This is a genomic window from Acinetobacter silvestris (assembly GCF_002135235.1).
GTDB lineage: Bacteria > Pseudomonadota > Gammaproteobacteria > Pseudomonadales > Moraxellaceae > Acinetobacter > Acinetobacter silvestris.
Window position 1 is genome coordinate 40,203 of record NZ_NEGB01000008.1, and the last position, 21,018, is coordinate 61,220.

General features: G+C 34.2%; 19 protein-coding genes. 13 read left to right on the plus strand and 6 right to left on the minus strand.

Annotation, left to right across the window (positions count from 1 at the left end; all coding sequences use genetic code 11):
• Positions 1–23: 23 nt before the first annotated feature.
• The 5 genes from bamJ (B9T28_RS12610) to B9T28_RS12630 form a co-directional block, all read right to left on the minus strand.
• On the minus strand, positions 24–713 hold the full coding sequence (gene bamJ / locus B9T28_RS12610) for a BamJ family beta-barrel-assembly machinery protein (protein ID WP_086204344.1): 690 nt from the start codon (positions 711–713) through the stop codon (positions 24–26).
• A gap of 451 nt (positions 714–1,164) precedes the next feature.
• Positions 1,165–1,941: a BamJ family beta-barrel-assembly machinery protein gene (gene bamJ / locus B9T28_RS12615; RefSeq protein WP_086204345.1), complete on the minus strand. Its 777-nt coding sequence runs from the start codon at positions 1,939–1,941 to the stop codon at positions 1,165–1,167.
• Positions 1,942–2,115: 174 nt separating this feature from the next.
• A complete protein-coding gene (locus B9T28_RS12620; RefSeq protein WP_086204346.1) occupies positions 2,116–4,290 on the minus strand; it encodes a polysaccharide biosynthesis tyrosine autokinase in 2,175 nt (724 codons plus the stop codon).
• Between the two features lie 15 nt (positions 4,291–4,305).
• Entirely contained in the window at positions 4,306–4,740 is a 435-nt protein-coding gene (locus tag B9T28_RS12625) for a low molecular weight protein-tyrosine-phosphatase (protein WP_086204347.1), read from the minus strand.
• A gap of 1 nt (position 4,741) precedes the next feature.
• A complete protein-coding gene (locus B9T28_RS12630) occupies positions 4,742–5,842 on the minus strand; it encodes a polysaccharide biosynthesis/export family protein (RefSeq protein WP_086204348.1) in 1,101 nt (366 codons plus the stop codon).
• A gap of 406 nt (positions 5,843–6,248) precedes the next feature.
• On the opposite strand from B9T28_RS12630, the gene B9T28_RS12635 reads away from it, so the two are divergent.
• Genes B9T28_RS12635 through galE form a run of 13 tightly spaced genes read left to right on the plus strand, consistent with a single transcriptional unit; the run spans position 6,249 to position 19,551 of the window.
• Complete coding sequence (locus B9T28_RS12635) at positions 6,249–6,566, plus strand: nucleotide sugar dehydrogenase (RefSeq protein WP_086204349.1); 318 nt, start codon at positions 6,249–6,251, stop codon at positions 6,564–6,566.
• Positions 6,567–6,570: 4 nt separating this feature from the next.
• Positions 6,571–7,857 (plus strand): oligosaccharide flippase family protein, encoded by a 1,287-nt coding sequence (locus tag B9T28_RS12640; protein WP_086204350.1) that lies wholly within the window; start codon positions 6,571–6,573, stop codon positions 7,855–7,857.
• Complete coding sequence (locus tag B9T28_RS12645; RefSeq protein WP_086204351.1) at positions 7,854–8,813, plus strand: glycosyltransferase; 960 nt, start codon at positions 7,854–7,856, stop codon at positions 8,811–8,813. The genes B9T28_RS12640 and B9T28_RS12645 overlap by 4 nt, the downstream gene beginning before the upstream one ends.
• Positions 8,814–8,834: 21 nt before the next feature.
• A complete protein-coding gene (locus B9T28_RS12650; RefSeq protein WP_086204352.1) occupies positions 8,835–9,797 on the plus strand; it encodes a glycosyltransferase family 2 protein in 963 nt (320 codons plus the stop codon).
• Positions 9,794–10,870, plus strand: coding sequence for a glycosyltransferase family 4 protein (locus tag B9T28_RS12655; protein WP_086204353.1), 1,077 nt, complete (start codon positions 9,794–9,796; stop codon positions 10,868–10,870). The genes B9T28_RS12650 and B9T28_RS12655 overlap by 4 nt, the downstream gene beginning before the upstream one ends.
• Positions 10,863–11,852: an EpsG family protein gene (locus B9T28_RS12660; RefSeq protein ID WP_143222618.1), complete on the plus strand. Its 990-nt coding sequence runs from the start codon at positions 10,863–10,865 to the stop codon at positions 11,850–11,852. The genes B9T28_RS12655 and B9T28_RS12660 overlap by 8 nt, the downstream gene beginning before the upstream one ends.
• Before the next feature lie 3 nt (positions 11,853–11,855).
• Entirely contained in the window at positions 11,856–12,950 is a 1,095-nt protein-coding gene (locus B9T28_RS12665) for a glycosyltransferase (RefSeq protein ID WP_086204355.1), read from the plus strand.
• Complete coding sequence (locus B9T28_RS12670; protein ID WP_086204356.1) at positions 12,937–14,097, plus strand: glycosyltransferase family 4 protein; 1,161 nt, start codon at positions 12,937–12,939, stop codon at positions 14,095–14,097. The genes B9T28_RS12665 and B9T28_RS12670 overlap by 14 nt, the downstream gene beginning before the upstream one ends.
• Positions 14,081–14,701, plus strand: a complete 621-nt coding sequence (locus B9T28_RS12675) for a sugar transferase (protein ID WP_086204419.1) — start codon at positions 14,081–14,083, stop codon at positions 14,699–14,701. Before B9T28_RS12670 ends, B9T28_RS12675 begins: the two co-directional genes overlap by 17 nt.
• Before the next feature lie 23 nt (positions 14,702–14,724).
• Entirely contained in the window at positions 14,725–15,600 is an 876-nt protein-coding gene (gene galU / locus B9T28_RS12680; protein ID WP_086204420.1) for a UTP--glucose-1-phosphate uridylyltransferase GalU, read from the plus strand.
• A gap of 19 nt (positions 15,601–15,619) precedes the next feature.
• Positions 15,620–16,873 (plus strand): nucleotide sugar dehydrogenase, encoded by a 1,254-nt coding sequence (locus B9T28_RS12685; RefSeq protein ID WP_086204357.1) that lies wholly within the window; start codon positions 15,620–15,622, stop codon positions 16,871–16,873.
• Positions 16,870–18,528: a glucose-6-phosphate isomerase gene (gene pgi, locus B9T28_RS12690; protein ID WP_086204358.1), complete on the plus strand. Its 1,659-nt coding sequence runs from the start codon at positions 16,870–16,872 to the stop codon at positions 18,526–18,528. Before B9T28_RS12685 ends, pgi begins: the two co-directional genes overlap by 4 nt.
• A 3-nt stretch (positions 18,529–18,531) precedes the next feature.
• Positions 18,532–19,551, plus strand: coding sequence for a UDP-glucose 4-epimerase GalE (gene galE / locus B9T28_RS12695; protein ID WP_086204359.1), 1,020 nt, complete (start codon positions 18,532–18,534; stop codon positions 19,549–19,551).
• A gap of 60 nt (positions 19,552–19,611) precedes the next feature.
• Here galE and B9T28_RS12700 read toward each other — a convergent pair whose 3' ends face one another.
• Positions 19,612–20,982 carry a phosphohexomutase domain-containing protein gene (locus B9T28_RS12700; RefSeq protein WP_086204360.1) on the minus strand — a complete coding sequence of 457 codons (1,371 nt, stop codon included), beginning with the start codon at positions 20,980–20,982 and terminating at the stop codon, positions 19,612–19,614.
• Positions 20,983–21,018 lie beyond the last annotated feature (36 nt).

The following is a 21,018-nucleotide window of genomic DNA, read 5'->3' on the forward strand; positions in this document are numbered from 1 at the left end:
TGTTTTTTTATTATGCTCAACTTTTAAGGACTTACTTTTAACAGTTCAACATCAAAAATTAAGGTACTATTCGGTCCAATCGCATCACCTGAACCAATTTCACCATAGGCCAATGCGGCCGGAATGAAAAGGCGATATTTAGCACCTTCTTTCATCAATTGTAAGCCTTCGGTCCAACCTTGAATAACTTGGTTCACTTGAAAATCAACGGCCTGATTACGCGCAATTGAACTATCAAAGACCGTTCCATCGAGCAGACGACCTTCATAATTAACGGAAACTTTAGAATTAGTTTTTGGAGATTTCCCCATGCCTGGCTGTAAAACCAAATATTGCAAACCTGATTTTGTGGTTATTACCCCCGATTTTTTGGCATTTTCAGCTAAAAAATCATCGCCTAATTTTGCATTTTGCAGGGCTAATTTTTTAAAATCATTGAGTTGTTTTGCATCACTTTGTTGTTTGTATTGAGTTAATGCTTTTGCCATTTCTTCGTCAGTTAATGTCGCTTTTTGACCTGTAGAACCTTGTTTTAATCCCAGAATAAAAGCATCGAGATTAATATCCTTTAAGGTTTCTGCATTACTGCGCCCCATCACATAGCCATAGCTATAGCCCAGTTGTTCTTCTTGTGTGCTTTTATTAGTGATAACAGCAGCATGACTCACACTGACTAAGCTGAACATTGATAACAATAAAATAGTATTTTTCATGTTTAATTCCGTCTTTCGACTATTATTTCACTTTCAATTATTTCGCTTCAAAAAATTAAGGCGTTGTGAGGAGAGATTATGTCATCTACACCATACGTTAATTTTGCAGGAATATCTCAAATTTAAGTAGCACTTTTATTTGGAATTGTAACTTTTCAATCCAACCCATGATGACTTGATATAAAGGTCATTTAATTAGCTTATGATGCCCATAGTAAGTCATTAAAACTGTGCCATTAAGTAATTTATCCATTTATATGCGTTATTACTATAAAAATTTTGCTTGAATGTTGACCAGTGCTTAGTTAAATAATTTTATATTGCATACGAAACGAAGTTATTTTGCATTTTTTAAAGAATTTTTATCTGATGGAATTTGAATTTACACGCTTAACAGTTTTTTAATTTTTAGATTTAAAAAAGGAGAGCTATAGCTCTCCTTAATATTTTTTTATTTTACTTTGATGAGTTCAACATCAAAAATAAGTGTACTAAATGGTGGGATATTGGCTTGAGCTTGTTCGCCATAACCTAAATACGACGGAATATATAAGGTTGCTTTACTGCCTTCTTTTAAGTGTTGGAAACCTTCCGTCCAGCCTGGAACCACTTGACCTAAAGGAATATCAATGGGTTGATTACGTTCAAATGAATTGTCAAACACAGTCCCATCAATGAGTGAGCCTTTATAGTGTGCAATAACGGTAGATTCAGCGGTTGGCTGTTTACCTGTACCTTCTTTGGTAATTTTATATTGTAGGCCTGTTTCAGTGGTGATCACACCAGGTTTGTTTGCATTTTCTTTCATAAATGCCATGTTTGCATCATAGGCTTTGAGAGCTTGTTCAGCTTGAGCTCTTTGTTCAGGCGGAATCTTGTCTAAATTTAAACGTAATTCTTCAATACCTTTTGCAAACATTTCTTTATTCATGAGTGCTGTTGCTTTTTTAATTTCGGCTTCCGAGAAGCGAGAAGGTTTCTTTTCAGCAGCATCAAGCATACCCGCTGCCATTGCTTTAGCATTCACTTCAGCAGGAATCTGCGCACCCATTTTAAACCCTTGCGCATAACTTAATTTATCAAGCTCAGAAGAGTTTTTTGATATATCAAGATTTTGCGATCCAAATTTAACAGCACTGTCGGCTGGGTGTTGAGATGCATAGTAAACAGGTACAAGAGCAGCACCGCCTAAAATAACAGCAACAGCGATGGGTAAGGCTTTACTCATAAGATTTTCCAATTTTTAATCTTTCAAAGAGTTAATTTGATTATCATAGCTTAACCACAGAAGCATATAACGTCTATATTAGAAACGATATCACTTTCTAACCAAATCATCTAAAAATATACGGCGATGTCAATAAAAAAGCCAGATCTTTAATCTGGCTTTTTAGGGGGAAAATTAGTCATCTACTTTAGATGTATAGGCATAGTTGTATGCATAATTTCCACCAAAGCTTTTTTGCACATCATTCAGGATGAAGCCTGTCGCTTTCGTTCCTGCTTGTTCGAAACGATTGACGGTAATTTCTAACTCTTTTAACGCTGTTTGATTATACCGCGCAACGATTAAATTCACTGCAGCATATTGAGAAATAATGATACTGTCGGTAACCGCAAGTACTGGTGGTGAATCAATCAAGATATGATCATATACTTCATTTAAATTGGCTAAAAAGTCTCTAAACTTATCTGAGCTTAAGAGTTCTGCCGGATTGGAAGGGTTTCGGCCACGATTTAAGAAGTCTAATCCAGCAATATTGGTCGATTTAATGACGCTTTCTAAGGGCATATTGTCAATTAAATGCTCAGCTAAGCCTTTTTCATTGCTGACACCGAAGTATTTGTGTAAATAGCCGCGGCGTAAGTCAGCATCAATGAGTAAAACTTTTTTGCCTGTTTGCGCCAAAATCACAGCTAAATTGGTTGAAACAAATGACTTACCAATCGATGGTGCAGGTCCAGTAATCAACATGACATTATTCTTTGCTTGCATAAAGGTAAAATGCAGTGCAGTACGAATGCTTCTGAGGCTTTCAATTGCAATATCTTCTGAATTTTTCTCAGCCAGAATAGGAATAACTTTTTGTTTTTTGAGTTTATCAAGACGGTTTAATTGATACGGAGAGCGAGGAACTGTTGCATAGACCGGTAGGTTAAAGAAGCTTTCAATTTGTGATGAATCCTTCACACCCGATTGCATCATATTTCTAACTAACGCGATCAGTATACCAACGAGTCCACCAACAAAGATAGATAAGATGAGAACAATCAGTTTTCTAGGTTTAATCGGTTTAACGGGTTCAATTGCATAGTCTAGAATGCGTACATTTCCAATTTCACCTGCTTTCACAATTTGTAGTTGTTGATAGCTTTTCATTAATTCTGTGTACAGCTGGGTTTGTACTTCTACGTCTCGGTACAATTGCATGTATTGACGTTGCAGTTCGGGTAAGCGAGTAATGGCAGTTTGAATTTCAGAAATTTTATTATTCACTGTTTTTAATTGTGAATTAATTTCAGTCATTAATGGGTGATCTGCTGTGTACTTCGCAGAAAGTTCGGCTTGTTTCTGCTGTAATTCAAGTTTAGTCGTTTCTAATGCAATATTTTGTTTGAGTAATAATTCAGACTCTTGGGTAATATTGACAGTGTTATTTTTATGTCTAAAATCATTAAATGCAATTTCAGATTGATTTAAATTACTTTTCAACTCAGGTAGTTTTTTGTTTAAAAATTCTAAAGTTTGTGCAGACTCTAAAGAACGGCTGACTACATTTTGTTGATTATAAACATTTAAAATATTATTCAATAATGAAGTAATCAGTACTTTATCTTGACCCTGATAGTTGAAATTAATGATACCTGTAAGTTTACCTTGTTCGGCAACTTTTAAGTTGCTAGTGAGATTATTAACAGCCGTGGGTAGAGCTAATTTGGTCAGCGTAAATTGATCTGTAATGTCATTTTTAGCTGTGATATCAACATTCCAAATCCCATTAGATGAGGAATTTTTTTTGGCTTGATTTAATTTTCCCTGAAAAACCACTTTGTCTTTGTGGCTTAATGTATAGTCATTCTTATTAAACTGAAGCAGCAAGCCTTGGTCTAAATACTTTTGAGGGACTTCAAGCGTCTTAATTAAAAAAGATTCTTTTTTATTATTGTAGACTACCCCATTAGTAGCATAATGCACATTAATACTGTGATTATTTTCTATTAAAGTAGATAAGAGCGAATCATTTTGATTTTTAAGTCGTATATCTAAATGATAATTCCTAATGACTTGACCCAGCGTTTTTCGAGATTGAATGATTTCGATTTCTGTTTGTGCTGGTGATTTTTGATCAATCATCCCCGATAAATTACCCAGTAATGCTGAAGAAGCACCTTTTGATTCGGCAATTTGGACTAAGGCATCGACATCATAAACATTAGGTGTCGATCTTAAATATAAAATAGCGCAAATAAGACTAAGGATGATACAAAGAGTAATGACTTTCCATTGAGCAATAAGAGAGAAAAATAACTCTTTTAAATCAATAGTATCATCGTTTGTGTTTACGTTCGAGGTCATGAGAATACAACTAAATTAAATTTTTAAATGTTTTTGCCAGTCTGTGACATAGGATTGAATATTATTGCAAGTTTCTTCAAAGAAAGCTTGATCGTGCTGATAGGGATCAGGCACATTTTTCCCCTGCCAATGCCCTAATCGAAACACTTTGCCTTTTGCAAAAGGTAAGCTATTTTCAATATGCTTTTGTTGATTATGACTCATGACTAAAATAAGGTCAGATTGCTTAATGAGATCTGCATTAATTTGTTTAGCAATATGGGTTCGCATATCGATTTGAATCTGATCCATACAATGAATGGCTTTGCTATCTGCATTATGCCCGACCATTGCAGAAATACCTGCTGACTCAATATGTAAATCAGGGTGTTGCTGTTTTAAAAAAAACTCGGCCATAGGACTTCGGCAGATATTTCCTATACACACTACAAGAATATTTTTTATCTGCATATTAATTACTTCCAAGTAATTGGAACGAGTTAACTGCGCCAGCAAAAGGAACAATTTGACCAATAACGCGTTGCCAACGTGTTAGACCCGTCGCATCGATATAGACAATATCGTTCTTTTGCATTGGGAATTGATTGGCTAAGGCTAAATTACCAAAACTACTTAAATTTAAATGATAAACCGTTGATGTGCGGTTCATCATATTGGTGCGCATGATGTAAATTCGTGCGGCACTAGCGGTATAGGGATTAATACCACCGCTTGAACCTAATACATCACTTAAAGACATGCCTTGATCTCGAAGAGCGAGCGCTTCAGTTTTATTTGATTCACCAAGGACATAAAGTTTTTGATCTTGTTTAGTATTTACAAAAATAGTGTCATTAGGCTGTATCAATAACCGATGTAAAGAATAACCTTGCTTTTCTAATGCGATGGCATTGAGGTTATAGGTTTGCCCATTTCGAATGAGTTGAATATTACTATTGTCACCATTCTCAGTATTCACCCCTCCAGCATTACTAATTGCAGTATAAATACTTACAGGCTGGTCATTGAGTGTGTATTGGCCACTTTTCATGACTTGACCATTGACAAAATAACGCTGACCTTCATAAGACAATACGCGAACGACAACATCGGGTTGTTTTAAGTATTTGGCAAATTGACTGCGTAAAAAGCGATTGGTTTCTGCTAGGGTTTTACCCGCAATGCGAACCTGACCGACTAATGGTAACTGAACGTATCCATTAGAATCGATTGGGTAGCCGACAGAGGCTCCAGACTTATCTTGGCTAGGAGGTGTGATTTCAGGATAAGCCCAAAGTTGTATGGAGAGAACATCACCAGCCGTGAGTCGATAGCTGTGTTGTTGATTTCTGAATAATGCTGAAACCTCATTCAAACCCGTAATTTGAGTGAGAGAATGGCTAATATTTTGTAAGTTTTCTTGAGTAATTTGAACAACTGAAAGTTCAGCACCTTGTTCAGTTTTATAATATCCTTGGTCTGGTAAATCATAGGTTTGTAACCCAGAAATGGTGGCACAGCCAGAAAATAGTAGAGAAATTGCTAGAAAAACAGAAGTGCGTTGATACTTCACATTCAAACCCTTAATTGTAATACTGTTACTTAGAATCAATCTATAAACTAAATTATATTCTATAATTTAAGCATTGGGTATGGTTAATGTGTATTAGCAATACGTATTAATCAACCAATTGGCATGTGAAATCTAATCTATTTCATGTAAAATATAATAAGATTTTTTTGAAAAAAACTTATCCTTATCTTTCAACACGAACAGCTTAAAATAGCAAAAATTAGTCTAGGTTACGTTGATTTATGCCTAGATGATGAGTTTGTTAAAAAGTAAGATTGACTGACTCCTATTGTATTATGGAACTCAATATGATGTAGACCATACCTTGGAAGTATCACAGCAAGATTCCAAATAAATTAATTTTTTAAATTTTAATCCTAGCTTGGTAAGGGAACATTGTTTCGGTATGGCTCTTTATTTTTTAACACATAGGTATCAATCAATTGACCAACAATCAGGAATTGTTTTGGTAGTGTGGCGTTTACAAGATGATTCCGAAGAATATGCTACTGCTCAAGTAATTAAAATAGTGAAGCAATATATTCAGATTATAGGTATGAAAATTTTGGTGATGGGGCGGAGCTCCAAAGAAAACTGCCTAGATATTCGTGTGAAATTTAAGCGAGAATTCGCAAAAAAGTATGAAAAATTGAGTAAAGAGAAGCATATTTTCTATGACTTGAAGTATGTTTTAGATAAAAAATTAAATGATATTAGATTATAGTTAAATGAAAAGTGCATTACTTAAAATATTAAATAACTCAAGAGTCCGTAATTCGATTTGGATGGTCATAGAAAAAGGGGTTGCATTTTTTGGTTTAATATTTGTTGTTTCTGCTGTTGCAAAATATTTAGGACCAACGATATATGGTTATTTGGCTTTAGCTTCCTCTGTTTTTGCAATTATAAGTGTGATTGGACGGCTTGGATTAGATCAGATTTATTTTAAAACGGTAAGTAAAAATAACACAAAGTCATCTTATTTAATTGATAATATGATGTGGACTATGAAATTGATTTATTTGCCAATCTCATTATTTGTTTTATGTTTTTTTTATTTTAAGGTCGAAAGCCATAATTTTATTTATTTTATTGCTACAGCAATAGCAACATATTTAATAACGATTGATTTACGAGCATTTCATTTAGATGCATTGTTGCTTTCAAAGTTCAATGTTTTAGCTAATACAACAGGATTGATTTTAAGTTTAATTGCAAGGTATTTTATTGTTTATTTAAAGTTGGATCCTCAGTTTTTAGCTATTCCTATTGTTTTAATTGCATTAGTACCATACCTAATGAGAATTTATTTTTTTAAAAGAGAAAAAATTCTTATTGGAAATAGAAATTTTAAAGTTATTCATTTTAAAAAATATTTAAATTACTTTTTAAAAGCAGGAGTTCCATTAGCTATTTCCATGCTTTCCGTAAGTATATATTTGCAATCAGCAAATTTTATATTAATGTTTTTGGAAGATAGTGCAGCAGTAGGTATATATTCAATCGCATCAATGCTAGCAGGGGCATGGTATTTTATACCGACAACAATTATTTTATCATTTTTATCTCTAATTTATAGACAGAATGATGAGTATGAATATATCGAAGTCGCTGGGACGATTTTAAGATATTTAAGTTTGATTTCGGGTTTTATTATTATAGTCTTATATTCTTTGGCATCACCTTTGATTTTGTGGTTATATGGCCCTGATTATAAACAATCAGTACTAGTATTTAAGATATTATTATTTTCTTATTTTTTTTCAGTTTGGGGTTTTTTCTTTTATAGGCTGGTTATAAAGTTTGGAGGGTATAGTTTTTTAGCAAAAAAAATGTTGTTTACTTGTGTATTAAATATTATTTTAACTTATTTTTTAATTCAAAGATACGGTGTGGTGGGTGCGGCGATTTCAATTTTGATTACAGAATTTTTGTCAAATATTGTATTTAATTTATGGTACCCAAAAATGAAAATGCCACAAATAGTATTAAAGTGTATTGGAGTTAAAAAATGAGAAAATTAATCTCACTGATTATACCTGTATATAATGTTGAAGAATACATCGAGGAATGTTTGAAAAGTGTGATTAATCAAATAACAATGAATATTGAAGTTATTATTGTTAATGATGGAACACCTGATAATTCTATGAAAATAATTAATGGATTGATTAGCCAATTACCTAAAAATATTCAACAGTTTTTTATTTTATTGGAACAGGAAAATCAAGGGCAGAGTGTGGCAAGAAATAATGGTTTGAATATAGCCACAGGAGAATATGTGGCTTTTTTAGACTCTGATGATATTTTAGCTATAGATTATTTTGATACTATATTTAAAATTATTTCAAAAAATAATTATGATATTTTAAGGTTTAATGCAAGAAAGTTTATTAAAGATACCAATGAAAGCATAATTTTTAATACAAATATTGGTTATAATGGTGAAAATAATATTAATGAAGAGTTTTTGATTGAATTATTTAATAAGGCTGCTTGGTATCCTTGGTTGAATATTTATAGAAAAAAATTATTTGATGGCCTAATATTCCCTGTTGGAGTATATTTTGAGGATGCTGCTGTAATAACAAAAATATTTATAAGAGCTAAGGTAGTTTATTTGATTAATGATGAGTTGTATTTTTATAGGTTAAATTCATCTGGAAGCTTATTAAGTAAAGATAGTGGTAATTTAAAAAAACATAGAGAAAGCTATGAGTATTTAGTTAAAGTATTTGGTGAAGAGTTAGATAAAAACAAGATATATAGCTCATCTTATCTAATTATTCTTCAATCATATATTATGTTTTTGCTTCGAAATTTTGGTATAAAGAGTGCATTTATAACATATTGTAAGTGGAATGTTATTGATAAATCTATTGAAAAAAAATATATAAAAAATAGAGGTAATATGCTGTTTTATAAATATGGTTTTAGTTTTTTAGTTTTTTTAAGGCTTATCAATCGATAAAACTGTAAATAGGTTGTAACTATGTTATTAAGTGTCATTATTCCAATATATAAAGTAGAAAAATATATTATTGAATGTTTGGAAAGTGTTTGTAGTCAGTTGATTGATGGTGTTGAAGTTATTCTTGTAAATGATGGAACACCAGATGAATCTATGCTTATAGCAAAAAATTATATTACTGAACAATATGCTTATTTAAATGGGCAATTTATATTTGTCGATCAGGAAAATATGGGATTGAGTGGCGCAAGAAATACAGGTATTCAGTGTGCTCAGGGTGAATATTTAATGTTTCTAGATTCTGATGATATTCTTGAAGAAAGTTTTTTCACAAAAATTAAATGCGTTTTGGACAGCAATAAATTGGATATAATTCAATTCAAAGCATTTCGCTTTCATGATAACCCTTCTGTGAAGATGGATTTCATGGTAAATAGTCCGTTTGAGAAAATGTATATTATAGATGAAGATGTTGTTAAATTTGTATTTAATTGTTCTAATTGGTTTGCTTGGCTTAGAGTTTACAAGAAAGATTTGTTTAAAGAGCAGTCTTTTCCTTTACGAAAACTGTATGAAGATGCGTATACAATACCATTTATTTTTTTGAAAGCGAAAACAATCTATTTTATCAACGAATGCTTATTGGGATATCGTTTTAATGAAGAAGGGATTACAGCAAAAATCACAGATAAAAGCATAGAGGATTTAAAAGATGTTTCTGAGCTTTTCGTGAAAAGTATACCTACATGTAAATATTTTAGTCTTAGTTTAATTTCAATTAGTCAGTATTATATTACCCAAAGTCTAAAATTTGAAGGTTTTAGTAAAGCACTAAGTAGATGGTCTGCACTTAAAAGACAAATAGTTCAAAGTGATTTTGATCAAAATATGCTTATGAACAAAGGTAATAAGTTGTTTTATCAATACGGGGTATTTTTTTTGGTACTTGAGTACTGTTTGAGAAAAATTAAGGTAAAAAAATGAGTAATATATGTTTTTTAATAGGGGACATCAGTCATTCTGGGGGTACAGAGCGTGTTACGACCATTATTGCCAATGCTTTCATCTCAAAAAATGAACATGTTTATATACTTTCATTGAGTGGGGGGGAGCCATTTTTTGAACAAAATAGCAATATTATCAATGATTGTTTATTTAATGAAAAAGTCTCAATGCGTAGTAATTTTTTTACAGCAGTATTAAAAATTAGAAATTATTTAATTAAAAATAAAATTGACACTTTGATTGTAGTCGATAGTATCAGTTGTGTATTTACTGTTCCTGCCTGCATGGGTTTAAAAGTTAATCATATTTGTTGGGAACACTTTAATTTTAAAGTTAATTTAGGAACACGTTTTCGAGATTTAGGTCGTTGGATGGCGGCAAAATGGTGCACAAAAATAGTAACGCTAACCGAGCGTGATAAAAGTTTCTGGATTGAAAAATATCCAAAAATTAATAATAAAATATTTGTTATTGCAAATCCGAGCCTTTTTGGGAATTTTGACCATCAGCCGACATTAGAGAGTAGAACAGTATTGGCAGTGGGTCGTTTAGACTATATTAAAGGATTTGACCTGTTACTAGAGGCTTGGGCATTGGTCTGTAAAGAGGTAGATGAGAGATGGATGCTAAATATAGTCGGTGGTGGGCAAGAAGATGCTAATTTAAAGCAGTTGGCACAAAACTTAGCTATTGAAACGCGAGTGATATTTTCGGGTCAACAAAAAGATGTTGATTCATTTTATAAAAAGGCCTCCATATATTGTTTAACTTCTAGAAATGAAGGGTTCCCAATGGTTTTACTAGAAGCACAAAGCTATGGGTTACCGATTGTGGCTTTTGATTGCGATACAGGTCCAGCTGAAATATTATTAAATGATGAAAATGGTTATTTATGTAAACAAGGTCAGGTATCAAATTTTTCTTCTGCAATATTGAAAATAATATCTTCTGAAGATAGGTATCAAAATTTTGTTAAATCAGCATTTAGGAATAGCAAAAGATTTAAAATAGAAACTATTACTAAACGATGGCAGGATATGTTGAGTGATTAATTTAATTATTAATAGGAAAAAATTTTACTCGTTATTGGCTTTTCCGTTGGCAGTAATAATAGTTAGCATTCCATGGTTAAGCAACTATCCTGCGTATAAGGATATAGATGCATTTACATATGTGAATTTACTTGATTTAGGTATGTATGATGAGTTATTAAAGTATGGTTTTTCAAACATTATTTCATATGTGAAAAATGAATGGGTTTGGGGGCTTCTAGTAACATTTTTAAGTGCGATGGGCTTATCATCAAAATTTATCTTTTTTACTTTCATACCTTTTTTAATTTATTTTGTTTTAGCTCGTATTTTAATATTTAAAACTAATATTTTTTATTGTGTTTTTTTGATACATCCATTATTGATTTTATTCAATTTTAGTCAGCTTCGACTTGCTTTAGCAATAGCATTGTTTTTTTATGCATATTATTTTTTTAAAAATAATATACTTATTTTTTCTATTTTAGTTTTGAGTTGCTTATTAATGCATACCTCAATGCTATTATTTATATCAGTTTTTTATTTTATTAATGTTTTATTAAATAAGATTAGTGAAATAAATATTAAATTATTGCTTTTGGTTTTATTAGGTTTCGTACTTGCTTTTTTAACTGGGCCATTGATTTCAGTTGTTCTTGGAGCAATCGGTGATAATCGAAGGTCTGAGATTTATTCGAGTAATGAATGGAATTCCTCTTATTTGTCTTCAGTGTATTGGTTAACTTTACTGATAATTTTTTTAATAGATGTTTATAAAAAGAAAGTGATTAGTTTTGAAGTCGCAACGAGCATTGTTTTTATTTCATTAGTTGTGATAAGTCCATTTTTTACAGGTGGTTACCCTTATAGGTTTTTAACAGCTGTTTTAGTTTTAGTTATTATTGCCGCATCTCAGTTAAGTTTAAAAAATCGTTTATTAGCAATTTTATTGTTAATGATTAGTTTTATTCAACAATCAATATTAATTATGCACTGGATTTGATTAATGAAAATTCTATATTTAATTACTGGTCTTGGTGGTGGTGGTGCAGAAAAAGTAGTTGTGGATCTAGCTGACCAAATGGTTCAACTTGGGCATGAGGTTAAAATTGCTTATTTGAAAGGTGAAGTTATTGTAGAGCTACGGCATAAAGAAATTGAATTAGTTTATCTTAAGTTGGAAATTATAAAAGATATTAAGTCTGCGTATCAAAATTATAAAAAATTATTAGAATCCTTTAAACCTGATGTCGTACATGCACATATGGTCCATGCCAATATATTTTCACGAATATCTCGTAAATTTTCTCCGATTCCAAGGCTTATTTGCACTGCGCATAGTAATAATGAGGGGGGCAAACTACGTATGTTAGCTTATAAACTTACTCATGATATGGCTGATATGACTACGAATGTTAGTACGTCAGCTTGTGAAAGTTTTGAGAAACTAGGTGCAGTACCTAAAAGTGGTATTTATACAGTCTACAATGGGATTGATTTAAATAAGTTTAAATTTAGTTCTGAAAGTCGAATTAATATTAGAAGTGAATTAGAGCTTAATACCAATAAGGTAATGATTTTAGCAGTTGGGCGTTTTCATGAGGCGAAAAATTTTCTCGGTTTGATTCGGGCATTTAAAAAAGTAATTGAAAAAAATACACAAAATCAACCAGAATTGATTATTGCCGGTGATGGTGAGCTCAGGTTGGAAATAGAACAACTAATTCAGGCTTTGAATTTAACTGCGCATGTTAAACTATTGGGAAGAAGAGATGATATTCCTGCATTAATGTCAGCAGCAGATTTGTTTGTCCTTTCTTCAAATTTTGAAGGTTTTGGATTGGTTGTAGCAGAGGCGATGGCTTGTAAAACATTTGTTGTTGCTACCGATTGTGGTGGTGTTAAAGAGGTAATGGGAGGCTACGGTTTAATGTCTCCAGTTAATGATATGAATGCTCTAGCGAAAGAGTTGAGTGGTGCGATTCAAATGAGTCATTTAGAACGTCAGAGAAATAATGAACTAGCATTAAAATACGTAAAAGATAATTTTGATTTGAAAATTATTGTAAATCAATGGTTAGAAACTTATGAATCAAAATAAAAAAATAGCTCTAATAGGCACAACTGGCGCAAGTTTTTATGGTTTTCGTGCGGATTTAATTAAACGCTTAAATGCTCAAGGACATCAAGTTTTTGCTTTTACATCAGAATATACTGATCAATGTTTAGAAAAAATCAAAGAACTTGGTGCAGAACCAGTTACCTATAAATTGAGTCGTGGTGGACTGAATCCATTTGCTGATATTGCTTCTTTTTTACAATTAAAAGGTTTATTAAAAAAACTTAAACCAGATATCGTCTTTTCATATTTTGCAAAACCTGTCATTTATGGAAGTATGGCAGCTAAAGCAGCTCGGGTTCCCTTGGTGATTGGTATGCTGGAAGGTTTGGGTTATACATTTACAGAACAACCAGAAGGGCAAAGTAATAAAACGAAATTAGTCAAAAGTGTACAGGTTATGCTTTATAAGCTTGCATTTCCTTGTTTAGATCAAATTATTTTTCTAAATGCGGATGATCAAAGAGATTTGATGGAAGTTTATGGGCTTAAAGTATCCAAAATACACATATTGGGTGGTATAGGATTAAATCTAGAACAATATCCATTCTCTGTTGCAAAATGTATTCCTGTTAAATTTTTATTTATTGGTCGATTACTGAAAGAAAAAGGTATTTTCGAGCTTATTGAGGCGATAAGGTTGGTAAAGAAAAAGTATCCTGATGCTCATTTTACAATTTTAGGAGCTATAGACCCTCAAAATATGGGAGCATTAAAGCAAGAAACATTAGATCAACTCATTGCTGAAAATTTATTCGAATATCCTGGTTATGTTGCAAACGTACAAGATTGGATTGCTGAAACGAGTGTATTTATTCTACCATCATATCGTGAAGGTGTACCAAGAAGTGCGCAAGAAGCAATGGCAATAGGTCGTCCTGTCATTACGACGGATGTTCCTGGTTGTAGAGAAACAGTTGTTGATGGAGTAAATGGTTTTTTAGTGCTTAAATGGAATACTCAGGCATTGGCCGATAAAATATGTTATTTTATAGAGCATCCAGAACAGATTAATGTTATGGGTTTAGAAAGTTATAAAATTGCTATTGAGCATTTTGATGTGAATAAGGCAAATAAAAAATTATTTGAAATAATGGGTTTAAATGAATCAAATGAAAAGATTGGTTGATATTTTGATAGCATCAATTGCCTTGATACTGCTTTCTCCTATTTTTTTTATTGTAGCTTATAAAGTGCGTAAAAATCTTGGTTCGCCTATATTCTTCTATCAAGAGCGTCCAGGGAAGAATGGCAATCTTTTTAAAATGATGAAATTTCGTTCGATGAAAGATGCAAATGATGCTCAAGGTAATCCATTACCAGATGAACAACGGATTACGCCATTTGGGCAAAAATTACGTTCCACAAGCTTAGATGAGATGCCCCAACTTATTAATGTATTGAAGGGTGATATGAGTGTTGTTGGACCGCGTCCTATGCTTAAAGAGTTTGTGGAGTTATATTCTCCAGAACAGGCTCGTCGTTTGGATGTTCGGCCAGGTATGACGGGTTTAGCTCAAGTTAGTGGTCGTAATGAACTGGATTATGAAGAGCGATTTAAGTGTGATGTATGGTATGTAGATCATCATAATGTTTTTGTCGACTTTAAAATTATGTTTAAAACCGTCTCAGTCATGACCAATAAAGAAGGTATTAATGCACCTGGGCATGTAGGGCCTTCATTATTTAAGGGCAACAATGCCCCAGATCAAAACGATGAAGTTAAATTATAGAGTTTTTTAAGTAAGTAATGATGATGATTAAAAAAGCAATTCTTCCAGTCGCAGGGTTAGGCACACGTTTTTTACCTGCAAGTAAAGCTATTCCAAAAGAAATGGTGACAGTGGTTGATCGTCCCGCAATTGAATATGTGGTTAAAGAAGCTGTAGCAGCAGGAATCGAGCAAATTATTCTGGTGACACATGCTTCAAAAGCATCCATCGAAAATTATTTTGATCGTAATTTTGAACTTGAAACCACCTTAGAAAATAAAAAGAAATTTGATTTACTTAAAGAAATTACTGAAATTTTACCGAAGCATATTAGTGTGATTAGTGTACGCCAACCCCAACCGCTTGGTTTAGGGCATGCCGTGCTTTGTGCTAAAAATGTGATTGGAAATGAAGCATTTGCAGTTTTACTGCCAGATGTACTGGTAAAAAATGCTGATGCAGCCAATGATTTAGCTAAAATGATTCATCGTTTTGAGCAGTCACAGTCGGCTCAGATTATGGTGGAAGCTGTACCTGAGCACTTGGTCGATCAATATGGCATTGTTGATGTAAAAAATACACCTGCGGAAGGTGAAAGTATGGTGATGCAGGGTATCGTTGAAAAGCCTACAGTGGGAACTGCACCTTCAAATTTATCTGTAGTGGGACGCTACGTTTTACCTGCAAAAATTATGCAGCTTTTAGAAAGTACACCGAAGGGTGCAGGCAATGAAATTCAATTGACCGATGCCATTGCTGCTTTGCAAAAACTTGAACCTGTTGAAGCATATCGTATGCAGGGACAAACTTTTGACTGTGGTAGTAAAATTGGTTATTTAAAAGCCGTACTGCATTATGGTATTGAACACCCAAAATTGGGTGATGAATTTAAACAGCTAATACAAGAATTGAAATTATAAAATTCAGATTGGATTCGCAATGAAAATCACTGTTTTAGGGGCAACGCTGCAAGCTGGTGTTCTGGCTGGACTGTTCTCTGAAAATGGACACCAAGTGACTTGGTGTTCAAATACAAGCGCTGAGTTGTTAATACACTATCAAGATGGCGTGGTGAATCAGCTCATTCAAAAGCAAATTCAAACTGGATTCTTAACATTAAAACATCTTGATCAAGTTAATTCGGACCAAGAAGTTTTTCTATTTAGTTATGCAGCGACTGAAGTGAATCAAGCAACGGCGGCAGCTAAAAAGATCGCTCAACTGGCTATTTCTCATCCAAAATTAATGATTAATAGTTCTACTTTTGGTTTATATGGTACGGAAAAGTTAAAACAAATTTTAGCGGTCGATGCTTGGGCTTATTTGCCAGATGTGATTCAGGAAGGTAATGCGATCAATAGTTTTACTTCAGCTAAACAGATTATTGTTGGGGTGGATAGTGATTTAGCAGCTCACTTGGTGCAAGAATTGCTCAGACCTATTTTTCAGTTTAAACATCAATATTTATTTATGCCGATTTTAGATGCGGAATTTACTAAACTGAGTATCTCAGGGATGTTAGCAACTCGAATTAGTTATATGAATGATTTGGCTTTAGTCACTGAAAAGCTGGGCATTGATATTTTGAATGTACAGCAAGGTCTAGCTGCGGATAGTCGTATTGGTTCAGCTTATTTATCTACAGGTACTGGTTTTGGTGGTGAAAATTTCTCTCATGATATCCTGACCTTATCGAGTACAGTTGCTGGAACGGGTGCGAATAGTCAGTTGTTGGAACAAGTGTGGGAAATAAACGAACAACAAAAAGAAATTTTATTTAGAAAGTTATGGAACCATTATCATACCGAGCTAAAAGGAAAAATTGTAGCGATTTGGGGGGCATCCTTTAAGGAAAATACCTCAAGTATTCATAATGCACCGATTCATGTCATGCTTGCAGCGCTGTGGGCACAAGGTGTGACTGTTCATTTACATGATCCCCAAGCATTAGATGAGATTAGAAAAACATATGGTCAACGTGATGACTTGGTTTTATTTGAAGACCAATATCAAACCGTACAATCGGCAGATGCGCTGTGTCTTATGACGGCATGGAAACAATATTTAAGTCCAGATTTTAAACAATTAAAAACATTGATGCAGCAAGCCTTCATTTTAGATGGGCGTAATGTTTACAATCCTGAATATGTTAAGGCGCAGGGCTTTATTTATGCGGGAGTGGGGCGAGCATGAGTGAACATCAATCTGGCTCGGGTGAGCGACTACAAGATTTAAATCATCACGCAGATGAATTTAAACTTAGACATTTAAATCAGTTGTTTGCAGATGATACACAACGGTTTGAGCATTTATCACATCAATTTAATCAAATTGTACTGGATTATAGTAAGCAGCGGATTAACTCACAGGTTTTAAACGCATTGCTTGAATTCGCTCAAACGAAGCAGCTAAACACTCAGATTGAGATGCTGTTTTCCGAAAATAAAATTAATTATACCGAGCAACGTGCAGCGATGCATTGGGCATTACGATTGCCTCAACATAGTCAAAAATTTCCAGAACTCAGCCAATTGGTGCATACACAGTTGGAACGTATGTATGCTTTGGTCAATAAAATACATGCGGGGCAATATCGTGGATGTACCGGTGAAGTCATTCAAGATGTGGTGAATATTGGTGTCGGTGGATCTGATTTAGGTCCTGTGATGGTGAGTCATGCACTTTCAGATTACAAAGTAAAAACAGCTAAGCCGTTAAATGTACATTTTGTTTCAACTATGGATGGTAGCCAACTTTCTGCTTTGTTACACCAGCTTAGACCTGAAACAACACTGTTTATTATCTCGTCAAAATCTTTCGGCACGATTGATACATTATCTAATGCACAAACTGTGCGCCAATGGTTGGAAAAATCATTAGGCAATAAAGCCTGCATTTTAAAAAGTCATTTTATTGGAATATCCACCAAACCAGAAAAGATGACCGAATGGGGGATTGCACCCGATAATCAGTTTTTACTTTGGGATTGGGTCGGTGGCCGCTATTCTTTGTGGTCTTGTATTGGTTTGCCGATTGCTCTTAATATTGGTATCGATGGCTTTAAGCAATTACTTGCAGGTGCGCACGCAATTGATGAGCATTTTCAGCAAGCATCTTTCGAAAAAAACCTTCCGGTTTTAATGGGAATGTTGGGGATTTGGAATAATAATTTTCTCAATATTCAGACCCATGCAGTGTTGCCTTATGATGGCCGATTAAAATACTTTGCGGCGTATTTACAGCAACTTGAGATGGAATCTAATGGAAAGTCCATCCAAAGAAATGAAGAAAAAGTGAGCTTAGATACGTGCCCGATTATTTGGGGGGAAGTCGGTCCGAATGCACAACATGCTTTTTACCAACTTTTACACCAAGGCACACACTCAGTCAGTTGCGATTTTATCGCACCCGTGCAACGTTATAATGCCAATCAGTTTACTTATGCTGAAAATGCAGAAGCCTTGATTGAGCAACACCATTTGGCTTTATCCAATTGTTTAGCGCAGTCGCGGTTATTGGCTTTTGGTAATCAGGCACTCAATCCAGATGAGTTATCAAGCTTACCTGTCTATAAACAATATGCGGGCAATCAGCCGAGCACCACCATTTTATTGGAAGAATTGAGTCCTTATAGTTTGGGGATGTTAATTGCCCTGTATGAACATAAGGTTTTTGTGCAATCGGTGATTTGGAATATTAATCCATTTGATCAATGGGGCGTTGAAAAAGGCAAAGATATTGCGAATCAACTGTTGCCAATTTTAAATAGAACTGAACATGATTTAGCATCATTAGATGCTTCAACACAGGGTTTAATTCGCATCCTGTTAAGTCAGCAAGAGAGTTAAGACATGGCAAATATTTTAGTCACGGGTGGCGCGGGATATATTGGTTCCCATACTTGTGTTGAATTACTAAATGCTGGGCACGATGTTGTGGTATTGGATAATTTATCCAATAGTTCTGTTGAATCTTTAAACCGAGTTCAAGAACTGACCCATAAAAGTTTAACCTTTGTTGAAGGGGATATTCGTGATGGAAAAACTTTAGATCAATTATTTGGTCTATATCAAATTGATGCTGTCATTCATTTTGCGGGACTAAAAGCAGTAGGGGAAAGTCAGCAAATTCCATTGACGTATTTTGATCATAATATTGCCGGTTCAATTAGCTTGGTACAAGCGATGCAGCGTGCTGAAGTATTTAAATTGGTATTTAGTTCATCAGCCACTGTTTATGATGAAGCCAATAGTTCACCACTCAATGAAAGTATGCCAACAGGTATGCCTAGTAATAATTATGGTTATACCAAGCTGATTGTTGAGCAATTATTAGAAAAAACCTCTCAAGCCGATGTACGTTGGTCTATTGCATTGCTGCGGTATTTTAATCCTGTGGGCGCGCATAAAAGCGGACGTATTGGGGAAGATCCACAAGGCATTCCAAATAATTTAATGCCTTATGTGACTCAAGTTGCTGTTGGTCGCCGTGATAAGTTGTCAATTTATGGCAATGATTACGATACGGTTGATGGTACTGGTGTGCGTGATTATATTCATGTTGTTGATTTAGCCAATGCACATTTGTGCGCGCTGAATAATCGTTTAGAGCAACACGGTTGCCGTGCTTGGAATATTGGTACGGGGAATGGTTCTTCTGTTCTTGAAGTTAAAGATGCATTTGAAAAAGTAAATGCAGTTGCCGTTGCATTTGAATTTGCTCCTCGTCGAGAAGGTGATGTTGCCACCTCGTTCGCAGATAATGCGCGAGCAGTTGCAGAGCTAGGATGGAAGCCACAATATCAGCTTGAAGATATGTTGGCGGATAGCTGGAATTGGCAAAAACAGAATCCAATAGGTTATAAAAGCTAAATGATCGTTTTGTAATAAAAATAGGAGTCAATCAGACTCCTATTTTTATATTGGCTCAATCTAGCTTTGAATCAGTTGGGTTAATTCATCAACATAATCTTGCATAGGCTTAGGATTTTGATCTGCACGGCTTTCAATATTGAGGCGTAATAAAGGTTCAGTATTTGAAGCACGGACATTTAAACGCCAAGCACCAAAATCTAAACTGACACCATCTGTTTGATCAAGCATTGGTTTTTGATCAGCAAAATGATCAAAAATCTTTTGAATAGTCTTTTGAGTGTCTTTAACTTTAAAGTTGATTTCACCACTACACGGGAATTTTTTAATCATGTCTTCAACTAGACTAGACAAAGACTGTTTAGTTTCTGAAAGTACAACTGTTGCCAATAACCATGGGATCATCCCACTATCGCAGTAAGCAAAATCACGGAAATAATGATGTGCACTCATTTCACCGCCATACACGGCATTATGTTCACGCATCATATCTTTAATGAACGAATGCCCTGATTGAGATTGCACCGCGATACCATCATATTCTTTTAGAATATCTAGGGTATTCCACACCAGACGTGGGTCATGCACAATTTTTTCGCCTTTTTGTTTAAGTAAAAAAGCTTGAGCTAATAAACCAACAATATAATAGCCTTCAATAAATTGGCCTTTTTCATCGAATAAGAAGCAACGGTCAAAGTCACCATCCCATGCAATCCCCATATCTGCTTGATGTGCTAATACGGCATCACTAGTGTAACCACGGTTTTCAATCAGAATAGGATTCGGAATACCATTGGGGAAATGCCCATTGGGTTCATGATGAATTTTAATGAATTCGATTGGAATACTGAGTTGTTTAAATTTGTCCTCAAGGGCATCAATGACATGACCCGCAGCACCATTACCCGCATTCATCACCAATTTGAGTGGACGGAGTTTAGCTGGGTCGATATAGGTCATTAAATGATCAACAAATTCAGGCAAAATATTATATTGTTCTGTTGTGCCTTTTTGCGACATTTCTTGGAAATGGCCAGACTCAGCCAAAGCTTGAATATCTTTTAAACCTGAATCTGCACCAATAGGACGTGCATTTTCACGGACTAATTTCATACCATTGTAATCCATCGGATTATGGCTTGCAGTTACTTCAATTCCGCCTTGGACATCTAAGTGAAATGCACCGAAATAGACTTCTTCTGTGCCCGTCATACCTAAATCGAGTACATTTACCCCTGCATCATTCAACCCACGAATTGTTGCCTGTTTTAGATCTTCACTGGTTAAGCGTATATCGCAACCAATGACGACTTTTTGTGGACAGTAAATTTGGCCATAGGCACGACCAATTTTATAGGCAATTTCTTCGTTTAACTCTGTGCCGAGTTTGCCACGAATATCATAGGCTTTAAAGCAAGTAAGGTTTGTCATAGTACTCATTTCTTATCGTTAAGCGCTCAGTATACA

Bases quoted from the DNA above. Each gene is read 5' to 3' on its own strand.
- bamJ (WP_086204344.1), bottom strand. From the start codon at position 713: ATGAAAAATACTATTTTATTGTTATCAATGTTCAGCTTAGTCAGTGTG.
- bamJ (WP_086204345.1), bottom strand. From the start codon at position 1,941: ATGAGTAAAGCCTTACCCATCGCTGTTGCTGTTATTTTAGGCGGTGCT.
- B9T28_RS12620 (WP_086204346.1), bottom strand. From the start codon at position 4,290: ATGACCTCGAACGTAAACACAAACGATGATACTATTGATTTAAAAGAG.
- B9T28_RS12625 (WP_086204347.1), bottom strand. From the start codon at position 4,740: ATGCAGATAAAAAATATTCTTGTAGTGTGTATAGGAAATATCTGCCGA.
- B9T28_RS12635 (WP_086204349.1), top strand. From the start codon at position 6,249: ATGGCTCTTTATTTTTTAACACATAGGTATCAATCAATTGACCAACAA.
- B9T28_RS12640 (WP_086204350.1), top strand. From the start codon at position 6,571: ATGAAAAGTGCATTACTTAAAATATTAAATAACTCAAGAGTCCGTAAT.
- B9T28_RS12645 (WP_086204351.1), top strand. From the start codon at position 7,854: ATGAGAAAATTAATCTCACTGATTATACCTGTATATAATGTTGAAGAA.
- B9T28_RS12650 (WP_086204352.1), top strand. From the start codon at position 8,835: ATGTTATTAAGTGTCATTATTCCAATATATAAAGTAGAAAAATATATT.
- B9T28_RS12655 (WP_086204353.1), top strand. From the start codon at position 9,794: ATGAGTAATATATGTTTTTTAATAGGGGACATCAGTCATTCTGGGGGT.
- B9T28_RS12665 (WP_086204355.1), top strand. From the start codon at position 11,856: ATGAAAATTCTATATTTAATTACTGGTCTTGGTGGTGGTGGTGCAGAA.
- B9T28_RS12670 (WP_086204356.1), top strand. From the start codon at position 12,937: ATGAATCAAAATAAAAAAATAGCTCTAATAGGCACAACTGGCGCAAGT.
- B9T28_RS12675 (WP_086204419.1), top strand. From the start codon at position 14,081: ATGAAAAGATTGGTTGATATTTTGATAGCATCAATTGCCTTGATACTG.
- galU (WP_086204420.1), top strand. From the start codon at position 14,725: ATGATTAAAAAAGCAATTCTTCCAGTCGCAGGGTTAGGCACACGTTTT.
- B9T28_RS12685 (WP_086204357.1), top strand. From the start codon at position 15,620: ATGAAAATCACTGTTTTAGGGGCAACGCTGCAAGCTGGTGTTCTGGCT.
- pgi (WP_086204358.1), top strand. From the start codon at position 16,870: ATGAGTGAACATCAATCTGGCTCGGGTGAGCGACTACAAGATTTAAAT.
- galE (WP_086204359.1), top strand. From the start codon at position 18,532: ATGGCAAATATTTTAGTCACGGGTGGCGCGGGATATATTGGTTCCCAT.
- B9T28_RS12700 (WP_086204360.1), bottom strand. From the start codon at position 20,982: ATGACAAACCTTACTTGCTTTAAAGCCTATGATATTCGTGGCAAACTC.